The organism is Aequorivita flava (genome assembly GCF_038742595.1).
Lineage (GTDB): Bacteria > Bacteroidota > Bacteroidia > Flavobacteriales > Flavobacteriaceae > Aequorivita > Aequorivita marisscotiae.
Window position 1 is genome coordinate 1 of the sequence record NZ_JBANCF010000013.1, and the last position, 18,511, is coordinate 18,511.

Genomic DNA, 18,511 nt, shown 5'->3' on the forward strand with positions numbered 1-18,511 from the left:
CGCCAGAGATGTTGCCATCTTCATCGTCAAATGCAACACCCGCAAAGTTTACTACAGCGCCACAGGTTCCAGGGTCATTGTTAGCCGTAATGTTTGCAGGACACACTATGGTTGGTGGATTGCCTACCATAGTTATTTCTGTGAAATTAATACAGTAACTTAAAAGATTTCCTGAGTCGCCGCCAGAATCATCACAGATACTAAGCGTCCAATTTCCATTTATCGGTTCTCCAGCAAATGTGGCGGCAAAAGTACCGCCTTCAGCTTGAAACGTACCTGTAAAAGGAGCGGATCCTGTAGTTATACTGGGAGCGCCGTCCATAAATACAGTATTGGTATAATTGTCTCCACTGCCTCCATTATCGCTCGATAGATCCAGAGTGGTTCCATTAGGAGAAATCAGTGTAATATCTAAGTCAGAGTCCCAAGAATGGGTTAAATTTATCTCTACTGTGTCTAAGGTGTAATCTCCTGATCCTGTACCTATATTACCTGTTGCCGTAACAGCAGCAGGTGAGGTTGTGGGGCCACCAACGCATGGAAAGCCACCAGTACCAGTAACGGGAATAGGTTGTGGATTACCGGTTCCGCAAGCTGAAATTGGGCCACCGGCCGGCATGTCGCATTTAATAACGCCGCCATTGGGCGCAAAGCTAAACTGCACACTACAATTTGCTGCTGAACTGGTATTGGTAATTACCACTTCAAACCAACCTGGTTCTACTGTTACAGAAAATGGTTGTGTGTTTGAAGAACCCACATCTCCCAAATAATTCGTGCCTTGGTTCGCCGGATCGTATGGAGTTGTACTTCCACCTCCAGGTTCTTGGAAAACTAGCGCATGACCATTGGTAAGGCAGGGACTCGCGCCACTATTTGGGTCAAAATTGATGGTTATACAGGTAGGAGCCACATCAGAATTATAAAAACGAATAGCAGTGTAATTAAAAGTTGTTGCCGTGTTGAAATCGCCGGGATATACTTTTGATGGACAGGCACTGGCTACAGCATCTCTAAAGATTCTGCCCAATTGAGTTCCAGATCGTACAAAAAAACCAGATGGCTCTGCCGAGAGTCCAATTTGAGTTTCTATCGGACTGGTCAGATCGTTACAGTCACCTTGTGCAAAGGAACTGGTGTTAAAAATAATAAGTAGTAAGAAGCTAAGAGCAGCGCTTACAAGATAATTTTTCTTCATAATTAATAATTATTTATAGTTAGACACATAAAAGTATGTTAATTAATTGAATTTATTACTATAATAACCAGATAATTATGCATAATTAAAAAAATTTAATCCAAAGGGTGAGTTATTAGTAATTCACAGAAACAAAAAAAGCCGCTAATGTATTATCATTAACGGCTTTTTAAATAATCTTGAAATATTCTTATTTAATCATCTCATAACTTCGTTTAATAAACGCTGTAAGCTCTTCACCTTTTAACAAATTTTTACTCAGTCTGGCCAAATCCAGAGCCTGATTCACCAAGCGCTCTTTTTTCTTTTCAGTTTTTGTATTTAAGATTTCGCCTACCAATTCGTGATTGGTGTTTACAATCAAATTGTACATTTCAGGGAAACCGCCCATTCCAAACATACCGCCACCACCGGTTTTTTGCATATCCTTCATCCTTCGCATAAATTCTGGCTCGGTGATAATAAACGGATTTGCATTGCTGTCCATAGCCTCTAATTGTACGCTGAACTTTTCCTTCGGAATAACCCCGTCAAGGAATGTTTTTAAACTTTCCTTTTCTTCATCAGATAGTTTTGAAATCTGCTCATCGTCTTTTTTGATAAGGTTTTCAACGTGGTCGCTATCTACGCGAACAAACGAAAGTTTCTCTTCCTTACTTTCTACTTTTTGAAGTAGGTGCGCTACTATAGGCGAATCCAGAAGTAATACTTCGTATCCTTTTTCTTTGGCTGCTTCAATGTAGCTGTGCTGTTCTTCTTTATTTGAAGCATACAGAATAACGAGATTACCATCTTTATCGGTCTGCGCATCTTTTATCTTTTCCTTCAATTCTGAAAAAGTGAAATACGTATCGTTTACCGTTGGGTACAGTGCAAAATCCTGTGCTTTTTCGAAGAACTTATCTTCGGTCAGCATTCCGTATTCAATAACGATTTTAATGTCGTTCCATTTCTTTTCAAAGCCTTCGCGGTCATTGTTGAAAAGACTTTTCAACTTATCCCCAACTTTTCGGGTTATGTAGCTAGAAATCTTTTTCACAGCACCATCGGCCTGTAAATAGCTTCGCGAGACGTTTAACGGTATATCCGGACTGTCAATTACTCCGCGTAACATCGTTAAAAATTCAGGAACAATTCCCTCCACATTATCGGTTACAAAAACCTGGTTTTGGTAGAGCTGTATTTTATCCTTTTGAATGCTCATATCGTTGGTCATCTTCGGGAAATAAAGGATTCCCGTAAGATTGAAAGGATAATCAACATTTAGGTGAATGTGGAATAGTGGCTCCTCGAATTGCATGGGATACAATTCTCTGTAAAATGAATTATAATCCTTATCTTCCAATTCAGTGGGCTGCTTGGTCCACGCTGGGTTAGGATTGTTGATAATATTATCAACTTCCTGAGTAGGCGCTTCGTCTTCTTCTTTTGCACCTTCAGGTTTTGGAAGGGTTTCCGTTTTGGTTCCGAATTTAATCGGGATGGGCATAAACTTATTGTACTTCACCAATAATTCACTGATGCGGTTTTCTTCCAAAAATTCGGTAGAATCATCGGCAATATGCAGAATTATCTCGGTCCCTCTTTCCTTTTTATCGGCTTTCTCAATAGTAAATTCCGGCGAACCATCGCACGCCCAATGCACTGCGGGCTCGTCTTTATAACTCTTTGTAATGATTTCTACTTTTTTGGCTACCATAAAAGCCGAATAAAAACCAAGTCCAAAATGCCCGATAATCCCGGCGTCCTTTCCGTTTTTGTCTTTGTATTTTTCAATGAATTCCTCGGCGCCAGAAAAAGCAATTTCGTTGATGTATTTTTCAACTTCTTCCTTGGTCATCCCAATTCCCTGATCTATTATGCGAAGCTGTTTCTTCTTTTTGTCCAACTTTACTTCAATCATCGGATTGCCGTATTCTACCCCTTCGGCTTCGCCAATATTGGCCAAATGCTTCAGTTTTAGGGTTGCGTCGGTAGCGTTCGAAATTAATTCACGCAGAAATATTTCGTGATCGCTGTACAAAAATTTCTTGATCAGTGGGAAAATATTGTCCACCGATACATTAATAGTTCCTTTGCTCATTTTTCTATTATTTATTACTTATTATTATTAATTTGAAACAAAACCTAATAGTCAAATAAAATACCAATGCCGAAATTTCTGCCACGTTGTCACTTCCCACTAAAACTTCCTACCAAACTTTAACACAACATTCTGTTTAAGTTTTATTTAATAAGATTAAACAAGTGTTATCTTTGTATTTGTGTAACGACCTATTCCACACTTTTAAATAAATTATATTATGACGGCAACGAACAATTCTGAAAATACAGACAAAACAACTTCGAAAAAAAATGCTAGAGCTGAAAAGATTATTACGGCATATATGCAGGCGGTATTAACGAAGGAAAAGCCACCCCTCAGCGTTTTCAAATTCTGCAAGGAAAATAATTTTACCGAAGCAGAATTTTATAAAAACTTCGGTTCCTTTGAAGCCCTACAATCAAAAATATGGACTTCATTTTATGATGAAACAATTCGTCTGGCTAATAGAGATGAAGGGTACGAAACGTACAGCAATAAAGAAAAAATGCTCACCTTTTTCTACACCTTTTTTGAACTTCTCACCCTTAATAGAAGTTACATACTCGTTACCTTACGCGAGCATCAAAATATGATGAAAAACCTAGGCCAATTGAAAGAATTGCGTAAAAAAATAAAGCATTTTGCTTCACATTTAATTCGCGAAAATAACGAAGATAAAAAGCTGAAAATTTTAAAACAATCGGTAACCGTATTTTCTGAAGGCGCTTGGATACAAACCCTTTTTCTATTGAAATATTGGATGGATGATAATTCCACAGGTTTTGAAAACACAGATATCGCAATCGAGAAATCGGTACGTGCCATTTTTGATGTTTTCGATACCCAACCATTGGAAAGTGTGCTTGATTTTGGAAAGTTTTTATGGAAAGAAAAAATGGCCTAATGAAGACGATAGATAAAATTCCCACTAATAAAATTCAACGCGCGTCAAAACTAATGACTACCGGCGTAAAAGTAGGCGGTAATTATTTAAAGTATTACGGTAAAAAACTCGTTAATTCCGAAACCACTAAAGACGAATTAAACGAAAGCAATGCCGAAGATATTTACGACGGGCTAAAAAACCTAAAAGGCAGCGCACTAAAAGTAGCGCAAATGCTTAGTATGGAAAAAAACATCATGCCAAAAGCCTATGTGGAAAAGTTTTCCTTGGCGCAATTTCAGGTGCCGCCACTTTCGGCACCCTTGGTGCGCAAGACTTTTATGAAATATTTTGGCGATACCCCCGAAAGTCTCTATGATACCTTTAATGCAGAATCTGTTGCTGCGGCTAGTATTGGCCAGGTTCACAAAGCTACAAAAGATGGTAAAAACTTGGCGGTGAAAATCCAGTATCCGGGAGTTGCCGAAAGTATAAGTAGCGATTTGGCAATGGTAAAGCCAGTTGCAATGAAAATGTTTAATATAAAAGGTAAGGATAGCGATAAATACTTTAAGGAAATGGAGGGTAAATTGCTGGAAGAAACCGATTATCTGTTGGAAGTAGAACAGAGCAAGGAAATTACAAATGCTTGTAAAAACATTCCCAATCTAAAGTTTCCCAATTATTACAAAGAACTTTCCGGCGAACGTATTATTACCATGGACTGGATGACCGGACAGCATCTTTCGGAATTTACTAGTACAAATACCAATAAAGAAAAGGCAGATAAAGTAGGGCAGACGCTGTGGGATTTTTATATGTTCCAAATGCACCAATTAAAGCGCGTGCACGCCGATCCGCACCCCGGAAATTTTTTAGTAGACGAAGAGGCAAACCTCATTGCGATAGATTTTGGCTGTGTTAAAACCGTTCCCGAAGAATTCTACCTGCCGTATTTTGAATTGGCCAAACCTGAAAATATAAACAATCCTGAAATTTTCTTGGAGAAGATGTATGCTTTGGAAATTTTAAAGGAGGAAGACTCGCCTGAGGAAACCAAATTTTTTTCAGAATTGTTTCACGAAATGCTAAGTCTTTTCACCCAACCCTTTCACAGTGAAATGTTCAACTTTGCCGATGAGGAATTCTTTGGAAAAATTGCCGAGTTGAGCAATAGATATTCAAAAGATACTGAAATTAGAAAGATGAACGGCAATCGTGGTTCCAAACATTTCTTATATATAAATAGAACTTTTTTCGGACTTTATAATTTAATGAACGATTTGGGAGCGAAGGTGGCAATAAATAATTATAAAAATTACCTGTAAACTTTAACAAAACTTTGTTTAATCCTTTAACAATTACACTAAACAAAGTGTGGTATCTTTACAGAGAATAATCGAATATTAAATTGCTATGAAAAAGTAAAAATATTCTATTATTTAATTGGTTAGGTTGTTTAAGAAGGGCGCATCTTTTGCGCCCTTTTTTTAATGTTAAAAGTTATTGCTTTATTTCTTCCGAAACATTTACGGAACTTTCCATTTTGTTCTTCACGTATTTGTCTAACCATTGGTCCTGTTCCCACAAAACATGTAGTACGCTTTCTTTCGCGCTGTACCCGTGACTTTCTTTTGGCAACATTACCAGTCTGGCTGTTGCTCCCAAGCCTTTTAACGCATTAAAATAGCGCTCGCTTTGCAGCGGATAGGTTCCCGAGTTATTATCTGCTTCACCGTGAATTAGTAATAATGGCGTTTTCATTTTATCGGCATGCATAAATGGCGACATGGTGTAATACGTTTCGGGAGAATCCCAATAGCTTCGCTCTTCACTCTGAAAACCAAATGGCGTGAGTGTGCGGTTATAGGCACCGCTACGTGCAATTCCCGCTGCAAACAAATTGGAATGGCTCAATAAATTTGCAACCATAAACGCGCCGTAGGAATGTCCGCCAACGCCCACGCGGTTTCTGTCTATATAACCCATTTTGTCAACGGCATCAATCGCTGCTTTGGCATTGCCCACCAATTGGGTTCTAAAAGTATCGTTTGGTTCTTCATCGCCTTCGCCCACAATTGGAAAGGCTGCATCGTCTAAAACCACATAGCCTTGCGTTACCCAATAAATTGGCGAACCGTAATACGGATAAATAAATTCATTGGGGTTTGTGGTATTTTGCGACGCACTGGCTTTGTCTTTAAATTCACGCGGATACGCCCAAAGAATCATTGGCATTTTTTCTTTCTTTTCTACGTTATAACCTATTGGTAGGTATAAGGTTCCCTCAAGTTCCAAACCGTCATCTCGTTTGTAGGTAATTACTTCTTTATGAACATTTTGAATACTCTTAAAAGGATTTTCAAATGAAGTTACAGGCGTTAAATCATTTTTCTTTTTAATATTTCTGAAGTAATAATTAGGATACTCATTCTGCGATTCTATACGAACCAGAATTTTCCCTTTCTTCATATCGATTGCAGCATTTAGATTTTCAAGCTTATCGGTGTATTCAGATTTATAGATGCGTTTGGTTTTTTGGGTTTTTAAGTTGAATTCATCTATAAAAGGAAATTGTCCCTCGTCCGAAAAACCATCGCCCATAAGAAAGGCATTGCCTTCAACCACTTCTAAAACACGCTCATCAAAATTGTTTCGGGTGGTTACAAAATTTCCGGGATCATTGTACCGGTCCTGATAATTTCTGTCAAAAATAATCTTCGGCGTTTTCGAAACATTTGATGGATTAAAAATATACGATTTTGTATTACGATCATTCCACCAATAATCTGAAGCAATGGCGAGCTTATCATTCCCCCAAATAATTCCAGAATAACGATTTTTTGTTTTTAGCAACAAGTTGCCCTTTCCGTTAAAGGGAGCTGGCAATTCATATACGGCATCGCGAAAATCTACTTTTACTTCCGGATCACCTTTATCCAAGGCTTCGGCCCAGTAAATGGTTGCTGGTTTATCTGCGCGCCAATTCATTCTTCGCTTTCCCATTCGGGTTGCCATAAAACCTTTTGGTTCTACTTCGTTTAGCGGTACGTCGTTTACTTTTTGAATCAGTTTGCCTTCGTTATTATAAATATTGGTTTCAAAAGGAAAACGGCTATAAGGCACGATATAGGAAAATGGTCTTTTAATTGTTGAAACCATGATATAATTGCCGTCGGGCGAAAAATCAAGTTCGTCGTACATGGCTGTCGGAAGAAAATCTTCAACCTTGCCCGCAGTAGAAATCTTCTTTATTTCCGAACGTGCCAATTGCTCAAAGTTGTATTCGTCGTTCGGGCTGCTTAGCAAATCCTGATAGGTTCTGTTTTGCGCCTTTTCGCCATCGCTTACTGTAATGGTTGGGCCATCGGGCACGGCTTCATCGGTGTTTATTAATTGCTTTCTATCGTTGGGGATAACGTTTACAAGTAGCGCACTGCCATCTTTAAACCAATTAATAGGGTTGCCCATATTTGCATTTATCTTTAACGTACTAAGCTGTTTGGCGGTAGCGTTTTCAATATCTGCCAACCAAAGTTGTACACCATCATCTACTGTATTTAAAAATGCGACCATTTTTTGGTCTGGTGAAATAGTAAAACTGGAAAGTCTAGGGTTTTCGGGAAAGCCCGATACTTTCCGAGCGTCTTTTTCCGAAGCTTTTTTTACTTTTATATTATTGTAAAACCTGGTACGGCTACCAATATTTGTTTTGGGGTTTATTCGCAATCCGCCTAGGCGCAATTCTGGTTCCGATAGTTCGGCAATAGATTTGTAGGCATCGCGATAAAAAAGCACTACATTTTCACCATTGCTGTCAATCCAAACCGAAGGTGCCAAGGGCGCATCTACAAGTTCAAGAATTTCTTTTGGGGGTTTCTGGTAGGTGAGTTTTTCCTGTGCTATAAAGTTGGCACACGTAAAAAGGAATACGATAATCGCAATGGTTTTTTTCATGATAAAATTTTTAAGAGCTAAAGATATTCAAAATAAATAGAAATAATTTGTTATGCGCGCATACTATATAAACTGTAATTTGTTTCCTTAAAAAGCGGTATATGTTTATCTTTCCAAACTATTTTAAACTGAAATAAATGTACACTTCAAAAATTACTGGTTTGGGATCTTACGTGCCCGAAAATGTGGTTACCAACGACGATCTTTCAAAATTAATGGATACCAATGATGCGTGGATTCAAGAACGCACGGGTATAAAGGAACGCAGACATATTAAAAAAGGCGATGGCAATTCTACTTCGGTAATGGCCGTAAAAGCTTCTACTATTGCTTTGGAACGCGCCCAACTGCAACCAAACGATATAGATATGATTGTGTTTGCCACCCTAAGCCCAGATATGTATTTTCCGGGCGGTGGAGTAGAAGTACAGGAAATGATGGGGATGCGCACCATTCCAGCTTTAGACGTCCGCAACCAATGTAGTGGTTTTGTATATGCCCTGTCGGTGGCCGATCAATTTGTGAAAACGGGAATGTATAAAAATGTCTTGGTGATTGGAAGTGAAAACCACAGTGGTGGCCTAGATTTTTCAACACGTGGCCGCAACGTTTCGGTAATTTTTGGCGACGGTGCCGGAGCTGCTGTAGTTTCAAGAAATGAAACGGGAAAAGGTGGAATTCTTTCTACCCATCTTCACAGCGAAGGGCAATATAAAAACGAACTTTCACTAAAGGGTCCGAGTACCGAATATTGGGTGCCACAGATTATTGAAGAAAACCCACAAGAAAACATACCCTATTACCCAGTGATGAATGGCCAGTTTGTTTTTAAACACGCCATTGTTCGTTTTGCCGAAGTAATCCAGGAAGGCTTGGAAGCAAATAAGCTTGCGGTACAAGATATTGATATGTTAATACCGCATCAGGCCAATCTTCGTATTTCGCAATTTATTCAACACAAATTAAAATTGAATGACGAACAAGTTTTTAATAACATCCAGAAATACGGAAATACTACTGCAGCTTCAATTCCTATTGCTTTAACCGAAGCTTGGGAACAAGGAAAAATCAAGGAAGGCAATTTGGTGGTCTTAGCAGCTTTTGGGAGCGGATTTACTTGGGGAAGTGCTATTATTAGATGGTAATATTGCTTCGGCAGAAAAAATAAAAAAGCCTTTCAGCAAAACTGAAAGGCTTTTGTTTTACCCAAAAAATAGGTATAATTTTTTAAAGGCTAATTCAAATAAATTATAAAATGAAATTTTAGGTATTGTATTATAATAGACGAAATGATATTGCCAATAGTTTCACCCCGAATGGCTTTTTAACAAAATAATAACGGACTAGAAAATTCCTCCGCCTCCAGACGAGGTGTTGTCGTCTCTGTTTTTTCTGCCCTTGGCGCGGTAATTACTTCCTCCGAATCTATAGGCCAATCCTACATAAATGGTATTGCTTTCATTTTTAAATTCCCCGCTCTGTGGATAGGGTGTATTTCCACTAAAAGCAAACTTCATGGAATTAAAAACATCATTATAATTTATACTAAAAGTTCCGCGGCCTTCCCATAAATTATATCGCGCGCCCAAATTCACAAAATAGAGGGGTTCAGATTCAAACTGAATTCCCTTGTTTTTTGCTCGGTAAAGTCCAAAGGCCGATAAAGTAAGGTTTTTGGTAACCGTAAAATTATTCGACATTCTAACATTCCAGGCAACGTTATCTGTTTCTACAACTTGTGTTATTATATCGTCCACAGTTGGAGTTCCCGTAGCGTTTTCAAAAGTTTCGGTAATACCTTTTTGGGTTTGTTTGTATAGCTCAAAACTGGTGTTAAAACTCCACCATTTTGTGGGTTTGTAGTTTGAGGAAAGTTCAATTCCGTATAAATCGGTACTGCTGAAATTTTGAAAGGTAAGAATAGACCTATCTAAATTTGTGCGATCTATGAGTATTGCACGGTTTATTTCGTTATCCACCAATCGGTAGAACAATCCGCCAGTGAAACTTCCCATTTCAAAATTACGGGTGTAATTGGCCTCTATTGAATTGGTAAACTGAGGCTCCAAGTTTATATTTCCGAAAGAAGAAATTAAGGGCGTACTAAACTCACGAATGGGATTTACCTGATCAAGTCCCGGACGATCTACCCTACGGCTGTAACTAAGTTGGTACTGATTTTTTTCGCTGGGAGAATACGTTACAAAAGCACTGGGATACACCTGAAAATAATCATTAGTGAAGGCACGCACTTTGTTGGTATCGGCTTTTACGCTAACGTTTTCCACTCGTGCACCTAGCTGGTATGACCATTTTTCATAGGTTTTTCCAAAAGTGGCATAAAGTGAATAGATGTCGCGAAGGTATTCAAAGCGCGTTGACGGCGTATCTGTTAACTCGCCATTGGCATTGTAACTTTTGCCGTTGGAGGCATAATCTATGGTGGTTTCAAAAAGCCGTGCCTCGACCCCTGCTTCAATTTTTATACTTTCTGAAATTGGATTTACATAATCAAGATTCACAGTTAGTTGATTGCGGTCCGTTTCATCATTGTCCGAAAAATTTTCTAAAGGTGAAGCTCCGCGAAATTTATATTTTCCGATGGTTTCATTTGAAAATATATTATAATCTGCCTCTAGCTCAAGACTGTGGTCCGCTTTTTCAAAATTTACTTTATAGTCGAAATTATATTGAGATGATACATTTTCATTGGCATAATAGAATAATTGTTGTTGGTTGAGAGATGGTTGATCCAAATAAAAAATTGTGGAACTTCCGTCGCCTTTTCCTTCGTATAAATTTTGATTGGTAAAGAAGGATATCGTGTTTTTTTCATTTAAATAATAATCCATTCCCACTTTAAAAAGGTTGGATTTACTATCGTCCAAAAAATGTATCACTTCTTTTGAGTTGTTCAGGGATCGGGTAATGAGTCCGTCATTCTCGTGTTTGGAAACATTATTGCTAAGGTTGGCATAGAAATTAAATTTTCCATTTCTGTAATTCATATCCAAACCCGCATTAAATTTTGCGTTTTCCCTATACGTTAGCCCAACAGAAGCATTGCCGTTAAAACCCACGTTTACGTTTTTATGCAGAATAATATTTATTAATCCGCTCATACCTTCAGGATTGTATTTTGCCGAAGGATTGGTAATAAGTTCAATTTGCTTTATGGATGAAGACGGAATCTGCTTTAGCAATTGCGCTACTGGAATGTTTGAAAGTTTGCCATCTACCATGACCCGCACATTTTGGTTGCCCCGCATAGAAAGTTCGCCTGTTTGTTGGTCAATACTCACGGTGGGCAGGTTATTCATAATATCTGAAGCAGTAGGCCCAGCGGTTGAAAGATCCTTGCCCACGTTTATTACTTTTTTGTCTAACCGTTGTTCAATAGTAGATCTTTCGGCCACGATATTTACCTCGTCCAGCGAAGCGATGTCTTCCTCCAGCAATATATTGCCAAGATAAATAGATTCATTTCCTTTCGTGATGTTAATTTCGGTTGTAAAAACTTTATAGCCAATATATTGAATCATTACTTGGCATTGGCCTTCCGGTATTTTGTGGATTTCAAATTTACCGGTATCATCGGTTACTGCGCCGGTAATTATTTCGCCCTTTAAATTTTTTACTACAACAGTAACGTAGGGAAGGGGTTGGTTTAAAATTTTGTCTGTTACACTGCCATAAATGTGGCCGGGTTTTTCCGTTGGGTCGTTAACGGCATGGACCGCACCGAATACGACGAATGCAATTAATACTAAAATGTTTTTCATTTGTGTGATTGATTGATGTTATTGATTGATTTATTAAAAAATAAGACAGTATTTTCCATTAGATAGTATCTTGTATAACATACTAACTTTGCAAATGTTACCGCGCTTATATATACAAGACGATTTAATTTTTTTTCTGTTACACTTAAAGTGAAGAAATTTTAAAAAAAACAAACCCGAAGCGAGCGCCCCGGGTTTGAATCTTTACTGCTATTATTAACACTAACCATCAACGTAAAAATTTCGCAGTAAAGAATTAATCTACTATATAGACGTTGAAAAAGGCAAATTGTTTCAAAACAATTTCATTTTAACGAACTTTTATGACTTCTTGGAAAGAAGAATTGTATTTTTCATAAAAAACATTTAAGATGAAGAAAACATTAGTACTCGGCGCCAGCCTTAATCCCAGCCGTTATTCAAACCTCGCCATTAACAGATTGGTAAATCACGGACATCCTGTTGAAGCTATAGGCTTAAAAAAGGGTATAGTAGCCGGAATTGCCATTGCCACAGAAAAAGTAGCGTTTAAGGATATTAACACCGTTACACTCTATTTAAACCCCAAACGGCAGGCGGAATATTATGAATATATTATTTCATTAAAGCCCGAACGCGTAATTTTTAACCCTGGAACTGAAAATCCGGAATTTTACGAAGTCCTCAAAAAAAATAATATTAAAAATGAAGTTGCCTGTACTTTAGTTCTTTTGGGTACGGATCAATATTAAGCCGAAAAAGGTTAGGGCGCCGTTTAGAATAAGTATAAAAAAACCAAATTCAAAATTTAAATATGCTGCGCTCATTGCACTTATGGCATATCCTATAAAAGGCGTTGCAATGGCAATAAGTGGTACAAACTTATCTTTAACATTCCACTTTGTAAATAGGCCATAGGCATATAGCCCGAGTAGCGGACCGTATGTATAACCCGCGTACACAAATAGCTTGGATATTACAGAATCATCAGCAATAACATATTTAAATATAATGATTACCAAAATTAAAAGAAGCGAAAATAAAATATGAATTCGCTTGCGCATAATAACCTGTTTCCTTTCGTCGTATTTTTTTTCAATATCCATAATATCAATACTAAACGAGGTTGTTAAAGCAGTTAAAGCGCTATCGGCACTACTGTATGCTGCGGCAACCAATCCTAAGAGAAACAAAATGGCCACGCCAATTCCAAAACGCGTTTCCTGGGCGGCGAGCGTCGGAAAAAGCTGGTCTTTGTGGGCGTCTATTCCATTTTGCTGTGCGTAAACAGTTAGAAGCAATCCCAATGTTAAAAAAACAAAATTTACGATTGTAAGCACAATCGTAAACCAAAACATGTTTTTTTGTGCATCCTTTAAATTGCGGCAGGTGAGGTTTTTTTGCATCATATCTTGGTCTAATCCCGTCATTACAATGGCTATAAATGCACCGCTTATAAACTGCTTTATAAAATGATCGCCCGATTTCCAATCGTCAAAAAAGAAAATCTGGCTCATATCGCTATCTGCAATAAAAGTAAAAAGATTACCGCCGGACAATCCTAAATCGGTTGCCACATAATATACCGCCACCCCCACGGCAACTAACATAAAGAGCGTTTGCAGCGTATCAGTCCAAACAATTGTTTTTATCCCGCTCTTAAAGGTATATAGCCAAATAAGCAGGATTGTAATGGTAACGGTTATCCAAAAAGGAATATTTAAATCGTCAAATATTAAACTTTGCAACACTACTGCAACCAAGTATAATCTAAAGCTTGCGCCAACAACTCTTGAAAGCAAAAAGAAACTGGCACCTGTTTTATACGAAGCATTTCCAAATCGTCCTTCTAAATACGTATAAATAGAAGTAAGATTTAAACGATAATACAGCGGAAGTAATACCGTGCCAATAACTGCATAGCCTACAACATACCCCAACACTACTTGAAAATAACTAAATTTTGAAGCTTCTACCCAGCCCGGAACTGAGATAAATGTTACCCCGCTCAGCGAGGCACCAATCATACCAAAAGCTACCAAATACCATGGCGATTGTTTCCCAGCTTTAAAGAAATCTGCATTGCTGCCACCCTTATTTGTAAAATAGGAAATAAGTATTAAAACTATAAAGTAACCAAGAATAAGGAGCAGAATATGTAGCGGTTGCATGGAATGTTAGTTGTAATTTTTTAGGTTTGCTTTTCGGCGTAAAAATACAAAGTTTGATTTCCCCACCATTTTTATTTTTAATACTTTTGGAAACTTTGAAACAAATTACTCGTAACACCTTAAAAATTAATTATATGCGGTTTAAATTACTTCTTCTTACGGTATTGCTTTTTGGTTCTTTTACCAGTCAAGCGCAAGAATACCTTCACATGATTGACGCAGGTACCTATAAAGTACAGGATATTATTGACAGTGCCGAAACCTACTTCGCCGATAAAGACAAAGGCAGAGGATCTGGCTACAAACAATTTAAGCGCTGGGAATACAACGCCTTGCGAAGAGTCAAGGAAAATGGATTTCTCCCTACTACACAAGAGCGTTTAGACGAATTGCAGCAATGGAACGCATATTTAAATGAAACTTCAGCAAATAGAGGTGTTCTTACCGATAACTGGGAAGAATTAGGTCCTGATTATATGAATGCAACCTCAAGCTGGAATCCGGGCGTAGGTAGAATTACTGGGCTCGCAATAGATTTGGCCGATGCAAACCATATGATAGTTGGTGCGAATACCGGCGGGGTGTGGAAAACTACAGATGGCGCCCAAACATGGACGCCCCTATGCGATTATTTCTCTAATCTTTCGGTCTATTCGGTAGCTATAGACCCTGCAGATTCCAATACTTATTTCTTTGGATCAACCAATGGAAATATTTTTAAATCTACAGATGCCGGAGCCACATGGACACTCTTAGGGACCATTGGCAACAGTATTGTAAACAAAATATTAATTCATCCTACAAATTCCGATATAATGTTTGCTACTGCAGACAATGCAGGTATTTATCGTTCTGTAAATGGTGGCGTTACTTGGATAAAACCCGCTACAGATAACAGAGGCTACGATGTAGAATTTAAACCCGGCGACCTATCGGTGGTTTACGCCTCCGGAAGTGGTTTTCATAAATCTACAGACGGTGGGGCTACTTTTACAACTATAAGTGGTTTCTCTAGTGGCGCAAAAATGATTGGTGTTTCTGATGCAGATCCAAGTGTGGTATATGTTTTAGAAGCTGCCGGCGGTAAATTTGGAGGATTTTATACCTCTAGCGATAGTGGCGATAATTTTACGAAACTTAATCACGGCGGACTCAATTTCTTTGGTTATAGCACCAGTGGAAATGATAATAGCGGGCAGGCTCCTCGAGACATGGCTATTGCAGTAAACCCAACAGATGTAAACGAAGTTCATATTGCGGGTATTCTTACTTGGCGATCTATGAATGGAGGCGTTAATTTTTCCTGTACCTCAGATTGGATTCCTGGAAACGCCGCTTCACAAAATATAGGATATTGCCACGCCGATGTAGATGATCTTCAATTTTATGGTACCGCATTATTCGCAGTTACCGATGGTGGCGTTTTTAAAGCCGCTAATACGGTAACGGTTACTGCCAATTACTACGAAGATTTAACCGAAGGTCTTGGAATCCGTCAATTTTATAAAATAGGTGTTTCTCAAACAGCAGACGTAATTGTATCCGGAGGTTCTCAAGATAACGGTACTTCGGCATATACCGCAGTAAATGGTTGGAAAGACTGGTTGGGTGCCGATGGAATGGAATCGTTTATAGATAAATCTAATAGTAATCTGTATTACGGTACTACCCAAGGAGGGCAATTGTACCGTACAAGTAATGGCGGTAATACATATACGGGGCTTAACGAACCGGGAAGCGGTTCTGGAAACTGGGTTACACCCTTTGAACAAGACCCTATTGACGACAATGTAATTTATGTGGGCTATAATGTGGTGTATAAATCTATCAATTTTGGTTCAAGCTGGACGGCGGTTTCCCAAAACCTCGGCGCTAATTTAAATAACTTAAAAATTGCACAATCTAACAATCAGGTAATGTATGCTTCTCGTGCTGCATTTATATACAAAACTACCGACGGTGGAGCAACAAATTGGACGCAGATTACCAGTCCGGGAGGTTCAATAAATGCAATTGCTATACATCCAACCAATCCAGATAAGGTAGCAGTAGCAGTAGCTTCCGGAAATAAGGTTATGGTTTCGGACGACGGCGGAAATACTTGGACAAGCTATAAAAAGAATCTTCCAAACTTTAGTGCTTTTGCCTTGGTGTGGGATAATAACGGAGAAGATGGCCTGTACTTGGGTATGGATTACGGAATATATTATATAGATAACACCTTTACAGATTGGCAACCCTATAGCAATTTATTGCCAAATGTTTACGTAAACGAACTGGAAATTAACAAAGTAGATGGCAAAATATACGCAGGAACTTACGGAAGAGGCTTATGGGCATCCCCATTGGTTGCTGGCACTGCAGGAGTTGAAGACAGAATTTCTGCAAATAGCGTATCCCTGTACCCAAATCCAGCTTCGGCACAGTTTACCATCGCATTGCCAAAGGCTTTAAATGCTGAAGTACGCGTTTTTGATATTTCAGGAAAACTACTTATTTATCAAGCTGAAACGTTAATTTCATCAAAACATTCGGTTGATGTTTCGACACTGTCAACGGGAACTTATTTTGTTCGAATTAACAGTGAAGAGGGTACCGTTACCAAAAAACTTCTTATAAAATAAACATCATTTTTATATTAGAAATGCTTCGGGAAAAACATCTATTTCCGAAGCATTTTTTTTATAACTTCGCAGCAGGAATTAGGCTATGGAATTTTCTTCAAAACTTCTTGAAAATGCAGTAAACGAAATGTCTCAACTTCCCGGTATCGGTAAACGGACCGCCTTGCGTTTAGTACTGCACTTACTAAAACAACCCAACGAGCAATCGCAAAAATTGGCCAGTAGTTTGGTTAAAATGCGGGAGGAAATTAATTTTTGCAAAAACTGCCATAATATTAGCGACTCAAAACTGTGCGAAATTTGCGCTAACCCTCGCCGCGATGAACAATTAGTTTGCGTGGTGGAAGACATTCGCGATGTTATGGCTATTGAAAACACCAGCCAGTACCGCGGACATTATCACGTTTTGGGTGGCAAAATTTCACCAATGGACGGGGTAGGTCCGGGCGATTTAACCATTCCATCACTAGTTGAAAGAGTAAAATCAGGAAAAGTTCGCGAACTTATTTTTGCGTTAAGCTCAACGATGGAAGGCGATACCACCAACTTCTATATTTATAAACAAATAGAACCTTATAATATTGCCACTACAACCATTGCACGCGGAATTGCCGTGGGCGATGAACTTGAATATGCAGATGAAGTAACCTTAGGAAGAAGTATCTTGCATAGAATCCCTTTTGAATCCTCACTAAAAAACACCTAAGATTGAAACTTTCTGTTGTTATTCTCAATTATAATGTTCGTTATTTTTTAGAACAATGCATTCGTTCGGTTAAAATAGCCACCGCAAATTTGCACTCCGAAATTATTGTTATAGACAATGATTCTGAAGATGATAGTTGCCAAATGGTGAAAACGTTGTTTCCAGAGGTAATCTTAATTGAAAATAGCGAAAACGTTGGTTTTAGTAAAGCGAACAACCAAGCTGTGGCTGTAGCACAAGGCGAATACATTTGTATTTTAAATCCAGATACTGCAGTGTCTGAAGATACTTTTGTCAATACATTAAAATACGCCGAAAGCATTACTAATATTGGGGCTTTGGGAGTATATTTAATGGATGGCACGGGAAATTATCTTCCCGAGAGCAAACGCAATCTGCCCACCCCAAAAGTCTCCCTTTTAAAACTTACAGGCTTTCCCCAAAAATATTACGCCAAACAGCTTTCCGAAACTGAACAGGGCGAAGTAGGCGTATTGGTAGGCGCTTTTATGCTTATTAAAAAGAATATTTACGATGAGGTGGGAGGCTTTGACGAAGATTATTTTATGTACGGTGAAGACATAGATTTGTCTTATAAAATTACCAAAGCGGGTTATAAAAATCACTATCTCGGAAACACCACCGTCTTACACTACAAAGGCGAAAGCACCAAAATAGACGATGCGTATTTTAAACGCTTTTATGGCGCTATGCAGATTTTTTACAGGAAGCATTTTAATAAAAATTTTCTGTTAGAGGGTTCCGTAGCAGCAGGTGTGGCCTTGGCAAAAACCGTCAGAAAGCTTTCCCCAGTAGCTAAAACCAAACCGCTTCCAACCTTGGAGCGAAATTATTTTTTTACTGAAAATATCGAGCTATTGGAAAAACTTTCTGCCAGCACTGTAACCGTATTTCAGATGGTTTCAAAAAACATGCATCCGCGTATTGAGCTCGAAAACAGCTTGTTGGTTTTTGATGTTGACTATATTTCATACCGTGAAATTTTCAAAATCATGAAACAGTTAAAAGGAAAGAACAACCTTTTTCGTATTCGGCCAGCTGGATGTAATTTTATAATAGGCAGCGACCAAAGCGACGAAAAGGGCGGGGTAGTACTTTTTTAAG

General features: G+C 38.5%; 12 protein-coding genes. 7 read left to right on the forward strand and 5 right to left on the reverse strand.

Going from position 1 to position 18,511, the window contains the following annotated elements:
* A partial coding sequence (locus tag VZD24_RS13005; protein WP_342687861.1) for a proprotein convertase P-domain-containing protein occupies positions 1-1,198 on the reverse strand: 1,198 nt, incomplete at its 3' end.
* A 190-nt stretch (positions 1,199-1,388) separates the two neighbouring features.
* Complete coding sequence (htpG, locus tag VZD24_RS13010; RefSeq protein WP_342687862.1) at positions 1,389-3,281, reverse strand: molecular chaperone HtpG; 1,893 nt, start codon at positions 3,279-3,281, stop codon at positions 1,389-1,391.
* A gap of 220 nt (positions 3,282-3,501) precedes the next feature.
* Here htpG and VZD24_RS13015 point away from each other — a divergent pair, with 220 nt between their 5' ends.
* Entirely contained in the window at positions 3,502-4,188 is a 687-nt protein-coding gene (locus VZD24_RS13015) for a TetR/AcrR family transcriptional regulator (protein WP_342687863.1), read from the forward strand.
* Positions 4,188-5,495, forward strand: coding sequence for an ABC1 kinase family protein (locus VZD24_RS13020; RefSeq protein WP_342687864.1), 1,308 nt, complete (start codon positions 4,188-4,190; stop codon positions 5,493-5,495). The genes VZD24_RS13015 and VZD24_RS13020 overlap by 1 nt, the downstream gene beginning before the upstream one ends.
* Positions 5,496-5,670: 175 nt before the next feature.
* Here the strand turns inward: VZD24_RS13020 and VZD24_RS13025 are convergent, their stop codons facing one another.
* Positions 5,671-8,124 (reverse strand): alpha/beta hydrolase family protein, encoded by a 2,454-nt coding sequence (locus VZD24_RS13025; RefSeq protein ID WP_342687865.1) that lies wholly within the window; start codon positions 8,122-8,124, stop codon positions 5,671-5,673.
* Positions 8,125-8,261: 137 nt separating this feature from the next.
* Here VZD24_RS13025 and VZD24_RS13030 point away from each other — a divergent pair, with 137 nt between their 5' ends.
* Positions 8,262-9,269, forward strand: coding sequence for a 3-oxoacyl-ACP synthase III family protein (locus VZD24_RS13030; RefSeq protein ID WP_279447300.1), 1,008 nt, complete (start codon positions 8,262-8,264; stop codon positions 9,267-9,269).
* 198 nt (positions 9,270-9,467) lie between these two features.
* On the opposite strand, the gene VZD24_RS13035 is transcribed toward VZD24_RS13030, so the two are convergent.
* Positions 9,468-11,906, reverse strand: coding sequence for a TonB-dependent receptor (locus tag VZD24_RS13035; protein WP_342687866.1), 2,439 nt, complete (start codon positions 11,904-11,906; stop codon positions 9,468-9,470).
* Between the two features lie 371 nt (positions 11,907-12,277).
* Between VZD24_RS13035 and VZD24_RS13040 the strand changes: the two genes are divergently transcribed.
* Positions 12,278-12,637 carry a CoA-binding protein gene (locus VZD24_RS13040; protein WP_279447303.1) on the forward strand — a complete coding sequence of 120 codons (360 nt, stop codon included), beginning with the start codon at positions 12,278-12,280 and terminating at the stop codon, positions 12,635-12,637.
* On the opposite strand, the gene VZD24_RS13045 is transcribed toward VZD24_RS13040, so the two are convergent.
* Positions 12,608-14,056 carry a sodium:solute symporter gene (locus VZD24_RS13045; protein ID WP_342687868.1) on the reverse strand — a complete coding sequence of 483 codons (1,449 nt, stop codon included), beginning with the start codon at positions 14,054-14,056 and terminating at the stop codon, positions 12,608-12,610. The genes VZD24_RS13040 and VZD24_RS13045 overlap by 30 nt on opposite strands.
* A gap of 134 nt (positions 14,057-14,190) precedes the next feature.
* Here VZD24_RS13045 and VZD24_RS13050 point away from each other — a divergent pair, with 134 nt between their 5' ends.
* The 3 genes from VZD24_RS13050 to VZD24_RS13060 all read left to right on the forward strand — a co-directional run bounded on the left by VZD24_RS13050 (position 14,191) and on the right by VZD24_RS13060 (position 18,510).
* Complete coding sequence (locus tag VZD24_RS13050) at positions 14,191-16,680, forward strand: T9SS type A sorting domain-containing protein (RefSeq protein ID WP_342687869.1); 2,490 nt, start codon at positions 14,191-14,193, stop codon at positions 16,678-16,680.
* A gap of 85 nt (positions 16,681-16,765) precedes the next feature.
* Positions 16,766-17,386 carry a recombination mediator RecR gene (gene recR, locus VZD24_RS13055; RefSeq protein WP_279447306.1) on the forward strand — a complete coding sequence of 207 codons (621 nt, stop codon included), beginning with the start codon at positions 16,766-16,768 and terminating at the stop codon, positions 17,384-17,386.
* Positions 17,387-17,388: 2 nt separating this feature from the next.
* Positions 17,389-18,510: a glycosyltransferase family 2 protein gene (locus tag VZD24_RS13060; protein ID WP_342687870.1), complete on the forward strand. Its 1,122-nt coding sequence runs from the start codon at positions 17,389-17,391 to the stop codon at positions 18,508-18,510.
* The last annotated feature ends 1 nt before the right edge of the window (position 18,511 follow it).